The 18,379-nt window shown below is 66.6% G+C and carries 18 protein-coding genes; 6 read left to right on the forward strand and 12 right to left on the reverse strand.

Features of this window, described 5'->3' with window-relative positions; translation table 11 throughout:
• Positions 1–102 precede the first annotated feature (102 nt).
• Genes ACFWVD_RS14675 through ACFWVD_RS14685 form a run of 3 tightly spaced genes read left to right on the forward strand, consistent with a single transcriptional unit; the run spans position 103 to position 3,886 of the window.
• Positions 103–1,080 carry an esterase/lipase family protein gene (locus ACFWVD_RS14675; protein ID WP_379242824.1) on the forward strand — a complete coding sequence of 326 codons (978 nt, stop codon included), beginning with the start codon at positions 103–105 and terminating at the stop codon, positions 1,078–1,080.
• Positions 1,081–1,089: 9 nt separating this feature from the next.
• A complete protein-coding gene (locus ACFWVD_RS14680) occupies positions 1,090–2,535 on the forward strand; it encodes an MFS transporter (protein ID WP_379242826.1) in 1,446 nt (481 codons plus the stop codon).
• Positions 2,536–2,575: 40 nt separating this feature from the next.
• The gene (locus tag ACFWVD_RS14685; protein ID WP_379242828.1) at positions 2,576–3,886 is read left to right on the forward strand and encodes a QsdR family transcriptional regulator; all 1,311 of its coding nucleotides are present in this window, start codon (positions 2,576–2,578) and stop codon (positions 3,884–3,886) included.
• Here ACFWVD_RS14685 and ACFWVD_RS14690 read toward each other — a convergent pair.
• The 3 genes from ACFWVD_RS14690 to ACFWVD_RS14700 all read right to left on the reverse strand — a co-directional run bounded on the left by ACFWVD_RS14690 (position 3,853) and on the right by ACFWVD_RS14700 (position 6,368).
• Complete coding sequence (locus ACFWVD_RS14690) at positions 3,853–5,427, reverse strand: MFS transporter (RefSeq protein WP_379243317.1); 1,575 nt, start codon at positions 5,425–5,427, stop codon at positions 3,853–3,855. The two genes, ACFWVD_RS14685 and ACFWVD_RS14690, sit on opposite strands and share 34 nt — an antisense overlap.
• A 107-nt stretch (positions 5,428–5,534) precedes the next feature.
• Positions 5,535–6,044: a DUF4442 domain-containing protein gene (locus ACFWVD_RS14695; RefSeq protein ID WP_379242830.1), complete on the reverse strand. Its 510-nt coding sequence runs from the start codon at positions 6,042–6,044 to the stop codon at positions 5,535–5,537.
• A 150-nt stretch (positions 6,045–6,194) separates the two neighbouring features.
• Complete coding sequence (locus ACFWVD_RS14700) at positions 6,195–6,368, reverse strand: CsbD family protein (protein ID WP_379242832.1); 174 nt, start codon at positions 6,366–6,368, stop codon at positions 6,195–6,197.
• 171 nt (positions 6,369–6,539) lie between these two features.
• On the opposite strand from ACFWVD_RS14700, the gene ACFWVD_RS14705 reads away from it, so the two are divergent.
• Positions 6,540–7,550 (forward strand): glutathione S-transferase family protein, encoded by a 1,011-nt coding sequence (locus ACFWVD_RS14705; protein ID WP_379242834.1) that lies wholly within the window; start codon positions 6,540–6,542, stop codon positions 7,548–7,550.
• Positions 7,551–7,553: 3 nt separating this feature from the next.
• Here ACFWVD_RS14705 and ACFWVD_RS14710 read toward each other — a convergent pair whose 3' ends face one another.
• A complete protein-coding gene (locus ACFWVD_RS14710) occupies positions 7,554–8,474 on the reverse strand; it encodes a D-alanyl-D-alanine carboxypeptidase family protein (protein WP_379242836.1) in 921 nt (306 codons plus the stop codon).
• A gap of 44 nt (positions 8,475–8,518) precedes the next feature.
• Complete coding sequence (locus tag ACFWVD_RS14715) at positions 8,519–9,307, reverse strand: SDR family NAD(P)-dependent oxidoreductase (protein ID WP_379242838.1); 789 nt, start codon at positions 9,305–9,307, stop codon at positions 8,519–8,521.
• A 177-nt stretch (positions 9,308–9,484) separates the two neighbouring features.
• Here ACFWVD_RS14715 and ACFWVD_RS14720 point away from each other — a divergent pair, with 177 nt between their 5' ends.
• Complete coding sequence (locus tag ACFWVD_RS14720; RefSeq protein WP_379242840.1) at positions 9,485–9,787, forward strand: hypothetical protein; 303 nt, start codon at positions 9,485–9,487, stop codon at positions 9,785–9,787.
• A gap of 35 nt (positions 9,788–9,822) precedes the next feature.
• Positions 9,823–11,508 carry a dihydroxy-acid dehydratase gene (gene ilvD, locus ACFWVD_RS14725; RefSeq protein ID WP_379242842.1) on the forward strand — a complete coding sequence of 562 codons (1,686 nt, stop codon included), beginning with the start codon at positions 9,823–9,825 and terminating at the stop codon, positions 11,506–11,508.
• Here ilvD and ACFWVD_RS14730 read toward each other — a convergent pair whose 3' ends face one another.
• The 7 genes from ACFWVD_RS14730 to ACFWVD_RS14760 all read right to left on the reverse strand — a co-directional run bounded on the left by ACFWVD_RS14730 (position 11,509) and on the right by ACFWVD_RS14760 (position 18,332).
• Positions 11,509–13,302, reverse strand: a complete 1,794-nt coding sequence (locus tag ACFWVD_RS14730; protein ID WP_379242844.1) for an AMP-dependent synthetase/ligase — start codon at positions 13,300–13,302, stop codon at positions 11,509–11,511.
• A complete protein-coding gene (locus ACFWVD_RS14735) occupies positions 13,295–13,750 on the reverse strand; it encodes a MarR family transcriptional regulator (protein ID WP_379242846.1) in 456 nt (151 codons plus the stop codon). Before ACFWVD_RS14735 ends, ACFWVD_RS14730 begins: the two co-directional genes overlap by 8 nt.
• Before the next feature lie 50 nt (positions 13,751–13,800).
• Positions 13,801–14,082 carry a hypothetical protein gene (locus ACFWVD_RS14740; protein ID WP_379242848.1) on the reverse strand — a complete coding sequence of 94 codons (282 nt, stop codon included), beginning with the start codon at positions 14,080–14,082 and terminating at the stop codon, positions 13,801–13,803.
• Between the two features lie 100 nt (positions 14,083–14,182).
• Positions 14,183–14,845 carry a hypothetical protein gene (locus tag ACFWVD_RS14745; protein ID WP_379242850.1) on the reverse strand — a complete coding sequence of 221 codons (663 nt, stop codon included), beginning with the start codon at positions 14,843–14,845 and terminating at the stop codon, positions 14,183–14,185.
• A gap of 88 nt (positions 14,846–14,933) precedes the next feature.
• Positions 14,934–15,365 carry a hypothetical protein gene (locus tag ACFWVD_RS14750; RefSeq protein ID WP_379242852.1) on the reverse strand — a complete coding sequence of 144 codons (432 nt, stop codon included), beginning with the start codon at positions 15,363–15,365 and terminating at the stop codon, positions 14,934–14,936.
• 117 nt (positions 15,366–15,482) lie between these two features.
• On the reverse strand, positions 15,483–18,092 hold the full coding sequence (locus ACFWVD_RS14755; RefSeq protein WP_379242854.1) for a LuxR C-terminal-related transcriptional regulator: 2,610 nt from the start codon (positions 18,090–18,092) through the stop codon (positions 15,483–15,485).
• Positions 18,093–18,125: 33 nt separating this feature from the next.
• A complete protein-coding gene (locus ACFWVD_RS14760; RefSeq protein ID WP_379242856.1) occupies positions 18,126–18,332 on the reverse strand; it encodes a hypothetical protein in 207 nt (68 codons plus the stop codon).
• Positions 18,333–18,379 lie beyond the last annotated feature (47 nt).

Raw genomic sequence — 18,379 nt, forward strand, 5'->3', positions numbered from 1 at the left:
AATCAGGTGACCGATATCCGCAGAGAATCATCCGTTTCAGCTTAACGGCTAGTAAAGCTGTGCTAGAACTTGTCGCAGTACAACGATGTTCTAGGAGCGCACATGTCTTCCCTGCCCCGAATCCGCCACCTCGGCCCCCTGAAACGCCTGGTCCTCGCCGCGACGCTGACCGGCCTCGCCGCCGCGGGCACCCCCGCCACCGCGCACGCCGCACCGCACTACCCCGTCCCCTACGGGCTGGTTCCGGCCGTCGCCAACTACCTCGACCGGGAATCCTCCCCACCCGGCGCCAACGACTGGAACTGCCGCCCCAGCGCGGAACATCCGGAACCGGTGGTGCTGGTGAACGGCATCACCGCCACCATGGCGGGCAACTGGCAGACCATGTCGCCGCTGCTGGCCAACAACGGCTACTGCGTGTTCGCCCTGAACTACGGCTTCGACCCCGCCGCACCGGCGCCGTTGAACCTGATCCCTGGCACGAAGACCATGCGGGAATCCTCGATCAACGAGCTCGCGCCGTTCGTGGATCGCGTGCTGGCCGCCACCGGGGCGCAAAAGGTCGACCTTGTCGGACACTCGCAGGGCACCGTGATGCCGCGCTGGTACATCAAGTTCGGCGGCGGAGCGGACAAGGTCGCCAAGTCGGTGAACCTGACCCCGCTCAATCACGGCACCCAAGCCGGTGGGCAAGGCTTGCTCGCGATCGCGTTGAAGGCGCTGGGCGTGTGGGACGACCTCGAATTGCGTTCGCAGGCTTTCGGTTTCGGCGCCAGCCTGCAGATGACGACCGGGTCGGAATACCTCGAACAGGTCAACTCCGGCGACGCCTACCCGGCCGCGATCGACTACACCTTCATCATGACCCGCTGGGATCAGGTGGTGGTCCCGCACACCAGCGGCATGGGGCCGATCGCCCCGAACGTCACCAATATCGTCCTGCAGGACCAGTGCCCGCTCACCCTGGTCGAACACGCGGGCGTCGGCGGCGATGCTGTTGCCGCACAACACATTCTCAACGCGCTCGACCCCGCGAACCGGGTCCCGGTCAATTGCTTCGGCCGCCCCCGCAACGGCTGACCCGCGACCATGACCGTACTGACGCTGTGGAATCGCCAAGTGGACCGGTACCCCACCAACGGAAAGCGGGCGACCTATCTGGCGATCACCGTCGCCGCCACCGTGGTGCTGTACTACCAACTCTATGTCCAGGGCGCGGTGGTGACGAAAGTCCTTGCCGACCTCGATATGTCGCTGAGCTACTTCATTCTCGGACAGGTCGTCGGCGGCCTGGTCGGGGTCGTCGGCTCGCTGGCGGCCGGCCTGGCCGATCGGTGGGGTCGCGCGAACCTGGTCGTCTACGGGTTGGTGGTGGTGTCGCTGCTGGTCGGCCTGGCCGCGCCCGCCGTCGACAGCGCGCTGGCCTACTTCGTGGTCTTCGGGCTGATCGCCGGGGTGGAAGGAGTCGTGCTGGTAGCCACTCCGGCGCTCATCCGTGACTTCTCGCCCCAGCTCAATCGGGCCTCGGCCATGGGGTTCTGGACGTTGGGGCCGGTGCTGGGCAGCCTGCTGGTCACCGTGATCTCGAGCAACACCCTCGACACCCATCCCCGATGGCAGTTCCAGTTCCAGGTGGCAGGCGTGGTCGGAGCGATCGTGTCGGTGATCGCGTTCGTCGGACTGCGCGAACTCGCACCGCGACTGCGCGATCAGCGCATGGTCAGCCTGCGCGACCGCGCACTGCTCGAGGCCCGCGCTCGCGCTATCGATCCCGATCAGCTCGCGCGTGGGCACTGGCGGCAGATGATGACCGCCCGCATCCTGATTCCCGCCTGGGCGATCAGTTCCTACCTGCTGTTCTACTACGTCGCGGTCGGCTTCCTGGTGCTGTTCCTGGTCACCACCTTCGGGTACAGCGATGCCCGCGCGAACGGGCTGGCCACCTGGTACTGGATCGTGAACGCCGTCAGCCTGCTGGTGTTCGGGATGCTGTCGGACCTGCTGGGCGTGCGCAAACCGTTCATGATCGTGGGCGGGTTGATCAGCGCGTTCGGTGTCGGCTGGTTCGCGGTGGCCACCGGCGACAGCGACACCGGCTACTACCGGTTCGCCGCGATCATCGTGGTGATCGCGGTCGGGTCCGGGATGACGTTCGCCACCTGGATGGCGGCGTTCACCGAAACGGTGGAGGCACGCAATCCGGCGGCCACGGTCACCGGGCTGGCGGTGTGGGGTGCGTGTGTGCGGGTGATCGTGGCGGTGTCGTTCTCCGCGCTGGTGTTCGCGATTCCGGCCGCAGGGGTGCTCGCGCACGCCGGGCCGCACTCCGATCCGGCCGAATTACACCGTGCCGCAATGGAATCACCGGGCCAGTGGCAGCGACTGTGGTGGGTGTGTCTGGCCGCGCAGCTGGTGTTCTTGCCTTCGGTGTGGCTGCTGACCGGTCGGTGGCGGCCGGCGTCGGCGCGTGCGGACACGCTGCGGCATCGGGCCGCGGTCGAGGAAGAACTGTTCAAGCTGTCGGTGCACCAGTGAACCCCGACGCCGTCGAAGTGAAACGGTAGTCTGCTGCATCATGACCAGGTCCGATTCGGAACCGGCGCTCGCCCGGCCGCGCCGTCGCTCCACGGCGGTGCGGCCGTCCGACGACACGCTGCTCGACGGGGTGCTGTCGGTGTTCGCCGCCCACGGTTTCGACAACGTCACCATGGATCAACTGGCCACCGCGGCCGAGACATCCAAGCCGACGCTGTACGCGCACTTCGGGAACAAGGATCAAGTGTTCGACGCGTGTGTGCGACGGGAAGCCGCCCGGCTGTTGGAGTGGATGCGCGAAAGCTACCGGCGCGCACAGGGTTTCGACCTGGATCGACATGTTGCGACCACCACGCGGGCACTGTTCGATTTCGCTGCCACGCACGGTGAGGGTTTTCATGTGCTGTTCGGGGCGGCGACCGCGGGACGGTCGCACGAGGTGCGCGCGGCCACCATCCAGTCGGTGACCGACACCGTGGCGGAGCTGATCCGGCACGAATACGGTGGTGCGGATCTGACGTGGGGTGCCAGTGCTGATTTCTGTGCGGCGGCGATCACCGATATCGGGGTGCGAGGGGTGCAGCAGGCGCTGGCACAGGAGCTGGATTTCACGGCGGCCGCGAATCTGACGGTCTCGATCATTGTCGCGGCCATGCGCCACTTGGACCCGGCCGCTGTGCGTGCGGTCGATGCGAGTGCGAGGACGCGTCCGGTCGATGCCGACCCGAGTATGCGTGCAGTCGAGTCCGGTGCGACGCCCGCTGAACCGTCGCCCCCTGGTACACGGGCCCTATCCCCCGCACCGCCACAAAATGACGTGCTCGACACCGCGATCAGCATCTTCCTACGCGGTGAACGACTCGAACTACACGCGGTGGCAACCGAACTCGGCATCAGCCGCACCACCATCTACCGCCGATTCGGCACCAGAGAAGACCTGCTCGGTGCCGCCATCGCCCGCCTGTTCGAGCGCGTGATCACCGCCGTCGACAACCGCTGCACCAGTCGCGGCGCACACCGCATCTCCGAGGTGTTCGACCAGGTGCTGCGCCGGTTGGCCGCGGACCCGGCGCTGCGCACCTACCTGCAGAACGAATCCCCGGCAGCACATCGGCTGGTCACCCAAGCCGACGGGGCCGTGCACCGCTGCAGTGTCACGCTGGTCGAACGGCTCATCCAACGCGCCCAAGAACACGACGACTACCGACCCCCGATCGACCGAACAACCCTGGCCTACGCCCTGGTTCGCCTGGGCGAAAGCTTCCTGTACAGCAACGCCGTCGATTCCGACGGCGACATCGACCACCTACTGCAGGTTCAAACAACCTTGCTCGGCGTGGCCCCGGTCTGATCCGAGGCCGAGTCGCGGCGACCGCGATCGAGCGCGGTGAACGCCGCCGCGGCCAGGATCATGATGGCCGAGACCAGCAGTGCCACGTCCAGGCCGTGATGGAATGCCGCCTTGCCCGCGGCGAGCACCTCGTTGACCTTCGACAGGTACTTCAGATAGGGGATGATGTCGACGCCTTCGGGGATCTTCCCCAGTTCCACGGCCTGGATGGCGTCGGGTTGCAGCGCGGTCGGCAACCCGAGTTCGTCCATGCGGGCCTTCAGGTCCGCCGACAGAAACCCGCTCACCAGCGCGCCGAGCACCGCGACACCGAACGCCGACCCGACCTGACGCATCGTATTGGTCACTGCCGCAGCCATTCCCGAGTGTTCCGCCGGCACGCCCGACATCACCGCCGAGGTCAGCGGCACCACCGCGACGCCGAAACCCAAGCCCGCCAACGCCATCGCCGCAGCCAGCGACGGATCGTGGAGTTCGCCCGACAGCATCTGCCGGGTCAGCAGAATGCCCGCCGCACCGACCACGCAACCGATGATCATCGGCATTCGCGCGCCCCGTTTGGCCACCCAGTAGCCCGCCACCAGCGAACCGATCACGATCGTGACAGCCATCGGCGCGAACACCCCCGCGGTGCGCGCACCCGAATACGACTGCATCACTTGTAGATACAGCGCCGTGAAGAAGAAGATCGAGAAGATGCCGAAGTAGACCGCGAACGCGACCACCAACGCACTGCGCACCGCGGGCAGTCGCAGGTAGCGAAAGTCCAACATCGGTGCGCGAGCCCGGGTTTCGACGAAGATGAACGCGGCCAACGCCAGACCGCCGACGGCGAACCATGCCAGCACCGACGGCGCGGTATACCCACGATCCTGCCCGGCGATCGCGGCATAGATCACCGACCCGAAAGCCGTTGCGCCCAACAGTGCTCCGGCCCAGTCGATGGGTTCGGGACGCGGGTCGGCGCTCTCGGGAACCGACCACAGCGCGGCGACCAGTGCCACCGCCGCGATCACCAGGTTGAACCAGAAGATCGACCGCCACCCGTACGCGTGCACCAGCACACCACCCAGCACCGGCCCCGCCGCCAACGCCAGACCCGACACCGCCGCCCACACACCAATTGCCTTGGCGCGCGCCCGATCATCGGGGAACACGTGCCGCAACACCGACAATGTCCCCGGTTCCGACGCCGCCGCCCCCAACCCCATGATCGCCCGCCCCGCAATCAGCACCGCGACACTGCTGGCCAACGCGGACACCACCGAACCGGCGCAGAAGATCACCAGCCCGACGATCATCACCCGCTTACGCCCCCACCGATCCCCCAGCGACCCGCCCGCCAACATCAGCCCGGCGAACACCACGGTGTAGGCGTTGACCACCCACTGCAACATCGTCACATCGGCACTGAGATCGCTGCGGATCTCCCCCAACGCCACACTCACCACCGTGGTGTCGAGAAAGGTCACGAATACCACTACAGCGACTGCGGTCAGGGCAACGCGCGGCCGCGCCACCCCGCCCCCCGCTTTACCCATCGGTCTCACGGGCACAGGGTACTGGGTGCGATCCCGCAGGTGCGAGCCGAAGTCGGTTTGCTTTGCGCGCTAGAGGTTTCGAGTGAACACGACCTGAAACAGTCGCGTCACGCGCGCAGACGTCGAACGTACAGTGTCTGGCTCGCGCGGGCGACGAGTTCGCCGTCGGCATCACGGATTTCGGTGCGATGCCCGGTGATCGACTTCTCGCCGTCGCCGGTGGCGGTTCTGATCGCGTCGACTTCTTCGGCCGACAGTTCCATGGTGCAGGTGACGGTTCCCCTACCGGGAGCGACGAATTCGATGCTGCCCGTGGTGTTCCAGATTCGGTAGCCGCGGCCGAGTTGGCCGTACGCCATGATGGCGAAGAACGGGTCCGTCATCGAATACAGGGTGCCGCCGAAGGCCGCGCGGTTGGGGCTGTTGCGGTTCCACCAGCGGACGGTGTAGGCCACGCGCACCGAAGTCCAGTCCGCCGCAAGATGTTTCACCCGCACCCCGCCGAACAGGTACGGCGGGAAGGCGTTGAACAGCGCGCGGTACAGGCGCGGTGATTCGCCGGGATACAGCACGCCCGCCGAAGGGTCCTCGGATTTCGATACGCCTGTGCTGGACATCTGTTGCGGATCCCCTCTCGAAGAGCGGGCCGAACACCCCCTGCTCGGCGACGATCATCGCACGGCCACAGCACCTGCGGTAGACGTTGCTTTCCGACCAGAAGGCCCCGGTGGTGGAAAAATCCACCACCGGGGCCCGAGGCGCAACGGTCAGTCGCGGAAGGCGTCCTTGACCTTTTCGCCCGCGTCCTTCAGGTTCGCCTTCGACTGGTCGGCGCGGCCTTCGCGCTCGAGGCGCCGGTCGTCGGTGGTCTTGCCGGTGGCTTCCTTGGCCTTGCCGGCGAGCTCTTCGGCCTTGTTTTTCGCCTTGTCCACAAAACTCATGTGTTCGTTCCTTCCAGACAGATCGCTCGACCACCTGTGTGGTCGTGGGCCGTCCGCGGGACCCATAGACGGCCTACCCGGGATCTCGAGAGGCAATCAGCGGATCGGTTCAGATTTCGACGGCCGCTCACGGAAGCAGTCGGCGACCAGTGCCTATGCGAAACTGGGGCAGTGAATGATGCGGGAGCGGGCAGCTATGTCGAACCGGGCGAATTCCGGCGCGACACCAACTACATCACCACGCGGATCACCGCCGACGGCCGTGACGGCTATCCGGTGGAACCCGGTCGGTATCGGCTGGTTGCGGCCAGGGCCTGTCCGTGGGCCAACCGCACGTTGATCGTGCGCCGCCTGCTCGGGCTGGAACCGGTGCTGTCGCTGGGTCTGTGCGGACCCACCCACGACAAACTGAGCTGGACCTTCGATCTGGACCCCGGCGAAGTCGACCCGGTCCTGGGCATTCACCACCTGCGCGACGCCTACCTGGCCCGATTCCCCGACTATCCGCGCGGGATCACCGTGCCCGCGGTCGTGGACATCGCGACCGGGCAGGTCGTCACCAACGACTACGCGCAGATGACCCTGGACTTCTCCACCGAATGGACCGAGTTCCACCGCCCCGGCGCCCCACAGCTGTATCCCGAACATCTGCGCGCACAGATCGACGAGATCAACCGAGAAGTGTTCCGCGACATCAACAATGGCGTGTACCGCTGCGGTTTCGCCGGCGACCAAGACGCCTACGACACCGCCTACACCCGACTGTTCACCGCCCTGGACCGCGTCTCCGAACGGTTGAGCACCCAGCGCTACCTGGTCGGCGACACGATCACCGAAGCCGACGTGCGCCTGTTCACCACCCTGGTCCGCTTCGATCCGGTCTACCGCGGCCATTTCAAGTGCAACCGCACCAAACTGACCGAGATGCCGGTGCTGTGGGCGTACGCGCGCGACCTGTTCCAGACCCCCGGCTTCGGCGACACTGTCGACTTCGGGCAGATCAAGGAGCACTACCACGCGGTGCACCGCGACATCAACCCCACCGGAATCATCCCCGCGGGACCTGACCTGTCGAACTGGTTGACCCCGCATCACCGCGAGGAACTGGGCGGAAGGCCGTTCGGCGACGGCACCCCGCCAGCCCCTCCCGTTCCGGCCGAACAGGTCCCCGCGATCGTCTGACGTTCAGCGCCCGGCGGGCTCCAACACGCGCAGGATCGGGTCGTAGGCCCAGTCCAACATGCGCACGGCGTCGTCTTTCGCGGCGGCGCTGCTGTGATCGGAACTGTGCAGCACGACGCCGATCAGCGGGATGCCCGCGCGGACCGTTTCGAACAGCAGGCAGTGACCGGCGGCATTGGTGTTGCCGGTTTTGATGCCGATCGTGCCCGGGTATTCCTGCAGCAGGCGGTTCGTTGTCTCCCAGTAGTGTTCGCGATTGCCGGGACCGGCGGGAACGTGAAAGTTCCTCGCGGCCACGATCTCTCGGAACAGCGGCAGGTTCATCGCACGCACAGCCAACGCGACCAGGTTGGCCGGGGTGGAGTGGGTGGAATTGTCGGTGGGGTTCGGCAGACCGCTGGGGTCGGTGAAATGCGTTCCCCCCAAACCCATTACGCGTGCGGTGTCATTCATCCGATCGAGAAAGCCCTGCTGGCCCGGCCCGAACGACTCGGCAACGGCGAAGGCGGCGTCGCACCCCGACGGCAACAGCAACGCGTACAGCAGCTGCCGCGCGGTCAGCACCTCGCCGGGCACCAAACCCGCGGTGCTTCCGTTGTGTTCGGCGCAGTACCCGGACGCCTCGTGCGGCACAGTCACCGGCCGCTCGAGATCACCACTGATGATCACCACCACCGCGGTCATCACCTTCGCGATACTGGCGATCGGCACCGGCGTGTTCGCCTCCCGCGACCACAACACCGTCCCGGTCAACCCATCCGCCAACGCCGCCCCCGACGCCTGCAACCCGCCGGGACCACTGGCCGCCCACGGCAGCAGCCCGTCAGCACTTCCCGTGGGCTGAGCGGCCGCAACCCCGTGACCAGCGGCAACGATCACAACGGAGGCAGTGACGGCGTGCAACACCTTGGCGAATGTCCGCATGGCGACATTCTGGCGCACATCCGCGCCCACCTGTGGGATTTCCGCTACGGCAGGATCGCGTCGATATACCCACCGTCGACCCGCAACGCGCCGCCGGTGGTCGCCGAGGCCTGCGTCGAGCTCAGGTAGACCACCATGTTCGCGATCTCCGACGGCTCGATCATGCGCTGGATCAACGATTGCGGACGGTGCTCGCGCATGAACTCGCGCTGCGCCTGGTCCCACGGCAACGACTTGTCGACCAGCCCGTAGACGAACTCCTCCACCCCGGCCGTGCGCGTCGGACCCGCGATGACCGAATTGACCGTGACGCCCGTTCCGGCGGCGTCCTTGGCGAATCCACGGGTCACCGCCAGCAGGGCGGTCTTGGACACCCCGTAGTGGATCATTTCCGCCGGCGTGACCACCGCGGAGTCACTGGCGATCTGAATCGCGCGACCCCAGCCCTGGTCGATCATGCCGGGCAGGTAGGTCCGGATGAGGCGGACCGCCGACAGGACATTGACCTCGAAATAGGTGCGCCATTGCGCGTCGGTGATCTCGCGCGCCGGTACTGATTCGAAAATGCCCAGATTGTTGATCAGAATGTCCACGGCGGGTAGCTCCCGCAGCAGGCGCTCGACGCCCTCCTCGGTGGTGACATCGGTGGCAACGCCGATGACATCGCCACCCGCACTACGCAATTGCGCAACAGCGGCATCCACGCGTTCACCGTTGCGCCCATTGACCACCACCCGCGCCCCACTACCGGCAAGGCCCTGCGCGATCGCCAACCCGATTCCTTGCGTGGACCCGGTCACCAACGCTGTTTTTCCGGTCAGATCGATAATCACCAGTCCACTCCTCCAGTGCGACATCGCGGCAAATAAGAACGCCTGACCTGCGCCACCCTAGTCGGCACCGGATCCCCGCCGCGAAATTCGGTTTCACCGAGCATTCGCTGGATAACCGAGAGAGAAGGTCGGTTCCCTACCGACACCGAACGAACATCACCTCGGAAGGACCCATCCATGCTGATGCTCACTCCCACCGCCATCGAAGTCGTTCGCAACATCACCTCCGGGGACGGCATCCCCGACGACGCCGGCCTGCGCATCTTCTCCGACGACGGCGCCGAATCCCTGCAGATCGCGGTAGCCGCCGCACCCGCCGACAACGACAAGATCCTGGCCACCGACGGCTCCCGGGTCTTCCTGGACCAGCAGGCCGCGGCTTTCCTCGACGACAAGGTCCTGGACGCGGGCATCGACCCCGACAACGGCCAGAGCACCTTCATCGTCGCCACCCAGGACGAGGACACCCCCGAAAGCTGACCGGAGCGTTTCGATCGGAAACGTAGGCTTGCGGCATGACTGATGACGCCGACCGGTCGATCGACATCAAGCCACGCTCCCGTGACGTCACCGACGGGCTGGAGAAGACCGCTGCGCGCGGGATGCTGCGGGCGGTGGGGATGGGGGACGACGATTGGGTGAAGCCGCAGATCGGGGTCGCGTCCAGTTGGAACGAGATCACGCCGTGCAACCTGTCGTTGGATCGGCTGGCCAAGGCGGTCAAGGAAGGCGTGCATGCGGGGGGTGGGTTTCCGCTCGAGTTCGGGACGATCTCGGTGTCGGACGGGATCTCGATGGGGCACGAGGGGATGCATTTTTCGCTGGTCAGCCGGGAGATCATCGCTGATTCCGTCGAGACGGTGATGATGGCCGAGCGGCTGGATGGGTCGGTGCTGCTGGCCGGTTGTGACAAGAGTTTGCCGGGGATGTTGATGGCGGCGGCGCGGCTGGATCTGGCCAGTGTTTTCCTCTACGCGGGATCGACGCTGCCGGGCAATGTCGACGGCAAGGACGTCACGATCATCGATGCTTTCGAGGCGGTCGGCGCGTGCATCAAAGGGTTGATCACGCGTGATGAGGTCGATCGGATCGAGCGGGCGATCTGTCCGGGCGAAGGTGCGTGCGGTGGCATGTACACCGCCAACACGATGGCATCGGCGGCCGAGGCGCTGGGGATGAGCCTGCCCGGTTCGGCCGCACCGCCCGCGCCGGATCGTCGCCGCGACGAATACGCCCGCAAGTCCGGCGAAGCGGTAGTTGCGTTGTTGCGCAAGGGAATTACCGCGCGCGACATCATGACCATGGAGGCATTCGAGAACGCGATCACCGTCGTCATGGCACTGGGTGGTTCGACCAACGCGGTGTTGCATCTGCTGGCCATCGCGCGCGAAGCCGGTGTGGATCTCACCCTCGCCGACTTCAACCGCGTCGGTGACAAGGTGCCGCTGCTGGGTGATCTCAAGCCGTTCGGCCGCTATGTCATGAACGATATCGACAAGGTCGGCGGCATTCCGGTGGTGATGAAGGCCCTGTTGGACGCGGGTCTGCTGCACGGCGACGTCATGACGGTCACCGGCAAGACCATGGCCGAGAACCTCGCCGACATCGAACTCGGCCTCGACGGTGATGTCATCCGCGGCCTCGACCGGCCGCTACACAAAACCGGCGGACTCACCATCCTGCACGGCTCCCTGGCACCCGAAGGCGCCGTGGTGAAAAGCGCCGGGTTCGACTCCGACGTGTTCCGTGGCACCGCACGGGTTTTCGACGGTGAACGCGCCGCCATGGACGCGCTCGAGAACGGCACGATCGTGGCCGGTGACGTGGTCGTCATCCGCAACGAAGGCCCCAAGGGCGGACCCGGTATGCGCGAAATGCTCGCCATCACCGGCGCGATCAAAGGCGCGGGCCTGGGCAAGGACGTGCTGTTGCTCACCGACGGCCGATTCTCCGGCGGCACAACAGGATTGTGCGTGGGACACGTCGCGCCCGAAGCCGTCGACGGCGGGCCGGTCGCGTTCGTGCGCGACGGTGACCCGATCGTGCTCGACGTGGCCAACCGCACCCTCGACGTCGAGATCGACGACCTCGACGCCCGCAAGGTCGGTTGGCAACCGCTGCCACCCAAGTACACGACCGGTGTGCTGGCCAAGTACCGCAAGCTCGTCAGCTCCGCCGCACACGGAGCCGTCACGTCCTGATCAGCGCTGGTACATACCCTCGATCTCGTCGGCGAAGCGTTCGGCGACCACATGCCGCTTGACCTTCATCGTGGCGGTGAGCTCGCCGGATTCCTCGGTGAGATCACGCGCGAGCACGGTGAACTTCTTGATCGATTCGGCATGGGAGACAGTGCTGTTGGCGTCGTCGATCGCCGACTGCACCTCGGCCAGCAGCGCCGGATCGGTGCGTAGATCGGCGGCCGACTTGCCGTTGGCCGCCGCCCACGCCGACAGCGCTTCCGGGTCGAGGGTGATCAGCGCGGTGATGAACGAGCGCCCGTCGCCGACCACCACGGCCTGCGAGATCAGCGTGTGCGAGCGGATGCGGTCTTCCATCGGGCCGGGCGAAACGTTCTTGCCGCCCGCGGTGACCAGCAGGTCCTTCTTGCGGCCGGTGATCCACACGAAACCGTCCTCGTCGAGTTCGCCGAGGTCGCCGGTGCGCAACCAGCCGTCGGACATCGCCGCGGTGGTGGCTTCGGTGCTGCGCCAGTAGCCGTCGAACACCACCCCGCCCGACAGCTCGATCTCGCCGTCGGCGGCGATGCGAACGGCGTTGCCGCCCAACGGTTGTCCCACCGACCCGACCTTCACCGCGCCCGGCACATTCACGCAGTGCGCGGCGGTGGACTCGGTCATGCCGTAGCCCTCGTAGATCGCGACGCCGACGCCGCGGAAGAAGTGCCCCAGTCGTGGCGTCAGCGCGCCGCCGCCGGAGATCACGAACTCGCAGTCGCCGCCCAACGCCGCGCGCAGTGGCGAATAGACCAGCCGGTCACACAGCGCGTGCTTGCCACGCAGCACCAGTGACGGCTTCCGCACGAATTCACCTGTGCTATCGATGTTTTCGCTCCACCGGATCGCGGTGTTCTCGGCGAATCGGAACACCGCGCCCTTGATCTTGCCGCCCTCGCGGGCCTTCTGATCGGCACCGTCGCGCACCTTTTCGAACACTCGCGGCACGCCCAGAATCGTGTGCGGGCGGAAGCGAGTGAACTGGCCGGTGATCGTTTTGAATTCCGACCAGTGCGCCTGGGTCATCCCGCCTTCGAACGCGGCCAGCGACACGGCGCGAGCCAGTACGTGAGCCAGCGGCAGGAAGGTCAGCATCCGCTGTCCGGGACGGGCGACTTCACCGATGGACGCGGTCAGGATGCCGCGCACCTCGGACAGGAAGTTGCGGTGGGTGAGCATGCAGCCCTTGGGGCGGCCGGTGGTGCCCGAGGTGTAGACCAGCGAGGCGAGACCGTCCGCGCGCAGGCCGTCGAGGCGCTGCTGCAAGCTCTGGTCGGCAACGTCGGCGCCGTCGGCGATCAAGCGGGCTTCGGCACCCTCATCGATAACGAACGTTTCGCGCAGAGTTTCCGGTGCGCCGACGAGCAGTTTCTCGTGGCGGGGTGTTTCCACGATGGCCACCGCGGCGCCGGAATCCTCGAGGATCCACCGCACCTGATCCGCCGACGACGAGTCGTAGACCGGGACGGTGACCGCGCCCGCGGCCCAGATCGCGAAGTCCAACAGCGTCCATTCGAAACGGGTCGCCGACAGCAGCACCACCCGGTCACCGGGCTGAATTCCGTTGGCGATCAAGCCCTTTGCGACCGCGGAAACCAGTCGCGCGAACTCTTCCGCGGTGACGTCGACCCAGGTGTTCCCGGACGGACGCGAGAACAACACCCGATCCGGTGCGTTCTCGGCCTGGGTGAACACCGAGTCGACAATGGTCTCGTCGTCGGCGATGGTGAACGCGGGTGCCGCGGTGAACTCACGCATGCTGGTCTCCAGTGCTGTGATCGGGATGATGGAACCGCCGCAGCGCAGCGGCGAAGTCGGCGATTTCCTGGGTGGTCCAGTCCTGCATACGCTCGCCCAGCCGAGCCAGATCCTGCTCGATCGACGCCGCGTGCGCCCGACGCCCCAACTCGGTCAACGTCAGCGGATACCCGGCACGCACACTGCCCTCCCCCGCCATTACCCAACCCGCGTCGATACAGGCCCGCAACTGCCGCGACACCGTCGACCGATGCACACCGAACGCCTCGGCCAACTCGGTGCCCCGACAGCCAGGATTGCGCTCGATATACGCCAACGCCGACTGCTGCGCGAACGACGGAATCCCCGCCGAAACAGGCCGCCCCGCCACGACCTCGCGAACGATCCCCGTGAGCGCGTCATGAACCGCGACGAGCTGCGGAGACCTCCCTGCCGGATCCTGTTGCATGACGCAACTATAACCCCGAGGATTGTTGGGGTTGCGCCGAGGGGCGCCTGTCAGACCCGTCGCATGAAAGCCATGGTGTAGCAGGCGTTGTCGATTTTCCGGTCGATCACGCTCACCAACTGCCATCCCTGCGATTCCAGCATCTCCACACCATTGAGCAGGTGCACGACCGGCTCGACGACCGCCCGCTGATAATCACCCGAACCGAACAAGAAACCACCCGTTTGCGGCGAGCTCAACACCAGGTTGCGGCGCGGATAGGCCCGCAGGTCCACCGCACCGTTCAGCACGGCGATCACGTCGAAAACAGGTCCGGGCGCGGGGGCGGTCACACCATCATCGTGCTACACATCGCGAACTCGCGATACCGACGCTCCATCCTCAAGCCACCAGAGTGCATCGTCGGGACGACCCCGAGTCGGTAGCAGCCCTTCACTGGACCTCTGCGGCGTTTACGGCGGCGGATTCGGGATTCCACAGACTGCCGACCACGCCCCGGATCAGGTCCCGCAGGGTAGTTGCATGCGACGGGGCCGGAAGCGACTCCTCTGCCGCGACCTGCCGTCCCGCCACCAGTGCATTGATCACCCATGCAATAACCGCCCCGCCGAGGAGAAACGGGATCGTGAACAACACCAGCAACCGCAAAAGCCACAAATTTCCGGGTTCCAGTGACCATAGAACGGCGACTCGGACCGTCGCGCAGACGAACACAACCATCGCAGTCAACGACGCGACGACGACGAGAACAACGCCGACGTTGCTGAGATAGTTGACCCAGTTCGCTCCAGCACCGAGGGTCTCGAGCAGGATCACCCCACCAACGAACAGCCCACCCGCTACGGCTGCCCGCTTGACCAGAAACGACGAGTGCTCGGAGCGCGCAACGCGACTCAGTCGTGCGTTGACCGAGGCCGCTAGTTCTGCTCGGTTGGAAAATTCCGAGTCAGGCATGTCCTTGATGAGTTCCCAATCTCGCTTCAGATTCTCACGTCGATCGCGAGATGAGTACCGGTAGGCAACGAGCGGCGCGACCAACGAAGCGATCGCCGCCACGATTCCAACGATCAGGGTCACAGTCGGGTTAGCGGTCATAGACGGAGGGTAGATCGCCCCTCCGACATAGGTATTCGGTCAGGGTCGGCGCAAACGTCCAGTTACGCCGACCCTGTTCGTCGCGGATTCAGGGTAGGACCACGCAGCCTGAGCCGGTGTTGATGCCTGTTCCGACGGTCACGATCGTGGCCGCGGGGCCGCCACCGGAGAAGTGCACCGCTCTGATGGTGTGGATGCCTGGCGTTGCGGGGGTCCAGGTGGTTTCGGCGATTCCGGAGTTCGATGTCACGTAGTTGGGGTTGAAGCTGGCGCCGCCGCCTTCGTCGGTGAAGTAGACGATGTTGTCCAGGCCGCTCACCGCCGCGGTGACCTTGTAGCTGCAGCCCATGCCGAAACTCGTGGTGAGGCCGATGCTGAAACCCGGATCGACGGTGACGCTGATGGCGTCCGCCGACGCGGGCGGTGCGGCCAGTGCCACGGTCGCGGCGAGGGCCCCTATCGTGCTGACACCGGCTCCGATTACTCGCTGCCGACGTGTGGTGCGTGTGCGCGTGAACATTTCGGTCCCTTCTGGTTGGTGCGCCGCTGGACAGCGCCTCGCCTATCGATCCTGTGGCGAGGGCAGCACCGTGGCACGGGTAGTCCGCTACCCCACTGCGGCGACGGGCGGCGCCGACTACGTCAGCGGCAGGGTTCGGCCGAGCAGCATGTGACCGAGTTCCTCGCGGCTGACCGCTCCGGTGCGTTGCGATGCCCGGTACAGGTGGCCTTCGACGGTGCGCACGGAAACCGTAAGGCGTTGGGCTATTTCACGATTCGATAAACCTTGGGCTGCCAGGGCTACTATTTCGCGCTGTCTGCCGGTCAGCGGTTCCGGACACGACAGCGCACGGATCGCGGGGGTGAGCGCGGTCCGGCATTGTTCGGCGAGGCGGTGGGAGGTGGCCTGGGCGGTCAAGGCGGAGCCGCGCCGCTGAGCGTGGGTGAAGGCCGTGGATGCCTGGGCAGCGGCGTCCGCGGCGGCGACGGCATCGCCCATGGCTTCGTAGGAGCGGGATGCCTGTGCCAGTGCCTCGCCGTCCGCGGTCGCGAGGGCGGCGGCGTGCGCGGCTGCGGCTCGCGCGCGCGGTCCCTGCACGAGCGCGGCCAGTTCGGCCAGGCGTGCGGCCCGTGCGCAGTCGCCGAATTGGGTGGCGACCTGCAGGCACATCACCTCGTTGGCCAGCTGACCTCGCTCGCGCGCCGCGTCGGCCGCGTCGTGCAGCACCGCCACCGCGTGACTGGTCGCGCCCTCGGCGCCCACGGTCCACGCCCGCGCGACCGCTATCGCGGTGTCGGTGAATACGAAGTCCTGGTAGCGAACCGTCTCGCATTCGGCCAGCGCCGCTGCGGCGGCAGCGCTGTCGCCGGTTTCGGCGAGGGCTTCCGCCAGCCACATCAGACATGCCGCGCGCAGTCCGTCGGTGGTGTCGTAGGCGGTGGCCCCGGCCAGGGCCTCCCGTAAGGACCGGATCGCGGCATCGAGTCGGCCCAGCGCCAGGTGAGAGTGCCCGATCAGCAACGCCGTCTGCACGCGGGCCAGTCCGGGCGCGTCCAGCGCATCGGATCGAAGTTGCTGCGCACCGACCGAGGTGTCGGTGAGCAGACCTGCCAGTCGCAGTGCCCGCGCGTACAGGGCACCGATCCAGAACCGGAAGTGCGCTGTCTCGCCCGAACGGGCCGCCAGTTCGAATCCGCGGTCGGCCGCGGCGCCTGCTTCGGCGATCGCGCCGGTCGCCCCGAACGACAGCACCTGCGCGCCCAACGCCATCATCATGTGGAAATCGGGCAGTCCCGGCGTCCGAAGCGCGGTGCGGGCGGCCTCGATGGCGGCGTGTGGGCGACCCAGCACGGAGTCCGCCGACGCCCGGATGGCGGTCACGGTGGCCGCCGGTGGCACGTCTGCCGCGTCGAGGACCGCGCTGGCGTCGCGTGGTCTGCCCAGCATCCAGACCAGGTTGGCGGCGCGCAGACTGGCCACTTCGACGCGGTCGGGCTCGGGCAGCTCGGACCCGGCCAGTCGCGCGAATGCTGTTTCGGCACAACGACCTCGGGAGACCAGCATCAGCAGCTTCGCGTGCAGGATCTGGTAATCGACGCGCTCGCCCGCCTGCCAGGCCGCTTCGGCGAAGTGCACCGCCAGCGACGGGTCCAGCATTTCCAGTGCGGCGGCAGCGGCGGCGGCGAACAACTCGGGATCTGGCGGCAGGTCCGATTCCAGAGTCAGATCCGCCCTCGCGACGATCGCCTGCGGCGTGGCGCGCCCGTGCGAGGGTCCCAGTTGCGCGGCGAGCAGGCCGGCGAGTCTGCGAAAGCGCAGCGTGCTGCCTTCGGACCTGCGCACTTCACCGAACAGTGGGTGCGCCAACCTGATTCGCGGCGGATCGTCATCGGTGACGATGATCAGCCCCTGCGTTTCCGCGGCTTCGATCGCGGCGGAATTCGTCAACCGACTCAGCACCGTGGCATCCAGTGGCTCGCCCAGTGCCACGATGTCGACCACGTCGGCCACCTCGGCCGACAACGTTCCCATTCGCGAGTCGATGAGCTCACGCAACGTGCGCGACACCGTCGGTTGTCCGTGCCAGATCCACACCCCGGCACTGCGGTGCAACCGATTCGCGGTGAGTTCGCTGTCGATCAGTTCTCGCGTGTACAGCGCGTTTCCCTGGGTGAACGACCAGATCCTTCGTGCGCTGTCGGCCTCGACGGGCCCCGCGAGCACCGCTTCCAGCAGCGCCTGCAGTTCCTCGTCGCCCAGTGGCTGCAGTTCCAGCAGCGGCAGGGCTCGGTCCTTCCACAGGGCGGTGATCGCGTCCGGGGCGGGCATCCCGGTGCGCACGGTCAGCAGCACGGTGGCCAGGCGTCGAACCACGAGTTGGTGGACCAGAAACGCGGACAGGTCGTCGAGCAGGTGGGCATCGTCGACGGCCACCACGACCGCACCTGGATCGTCGGGGACGGTCAGTGCGGCGATGGCCCCGTGCACCAGTTGCATCGGGTCCGAACCCAGGTGGTGGCAGACGTCGGCGAAACATCCCAGCGGCAGCCCGCGCGCGGAAGCCGTCGCCACCGCCCAGTGCACCCGTGCATCGGTGGCGCCCAGCGCGTCGCGCGCCAAACGGGTTTTGCCCACCCCCGCGGCACCCGCGAGCACGAGCCCGGCAGTGCCGCCGTTCCCGCGGATCGCGGCCGCGGTAGTGCGCAGTTCTTCGTCGCGACCCACCAGCGGCCACGCGCTGATCATCACCGAATTATACGCGCGCGACCACGGCAGTTCCTAGCCTTTCGGATCCGCCTGCGGGCGTTGCGCGGCGGCAAGTTTGGCCTGGGCGATGGCCAGAAAAGTGGCCCAGGCCTGCGGTTCGATACCCACTTCCTGCGCGATCGCTTCGTCGTCGACACCCGCGTCTCGCAATGTCAGCGCCAGCGCGTACGGCACCGGCAACCGGTTGATCGCCGCACGCCGAGTCTGGTTGTCGCCCACGTTTCCAGGATGCGCGCGGATTCCGACGGTGGCGCGAGTGGTGCGCT

The sequence above is a fragment of the Nocardia sp. NPDC058666 genome (assembly GCF_042714895.1).
Classification (GTDB): Bacteria; Actinomycetota; Actinomycetes; order Mycobacteriales; family Mycobacteriaceae; genus Nocardia.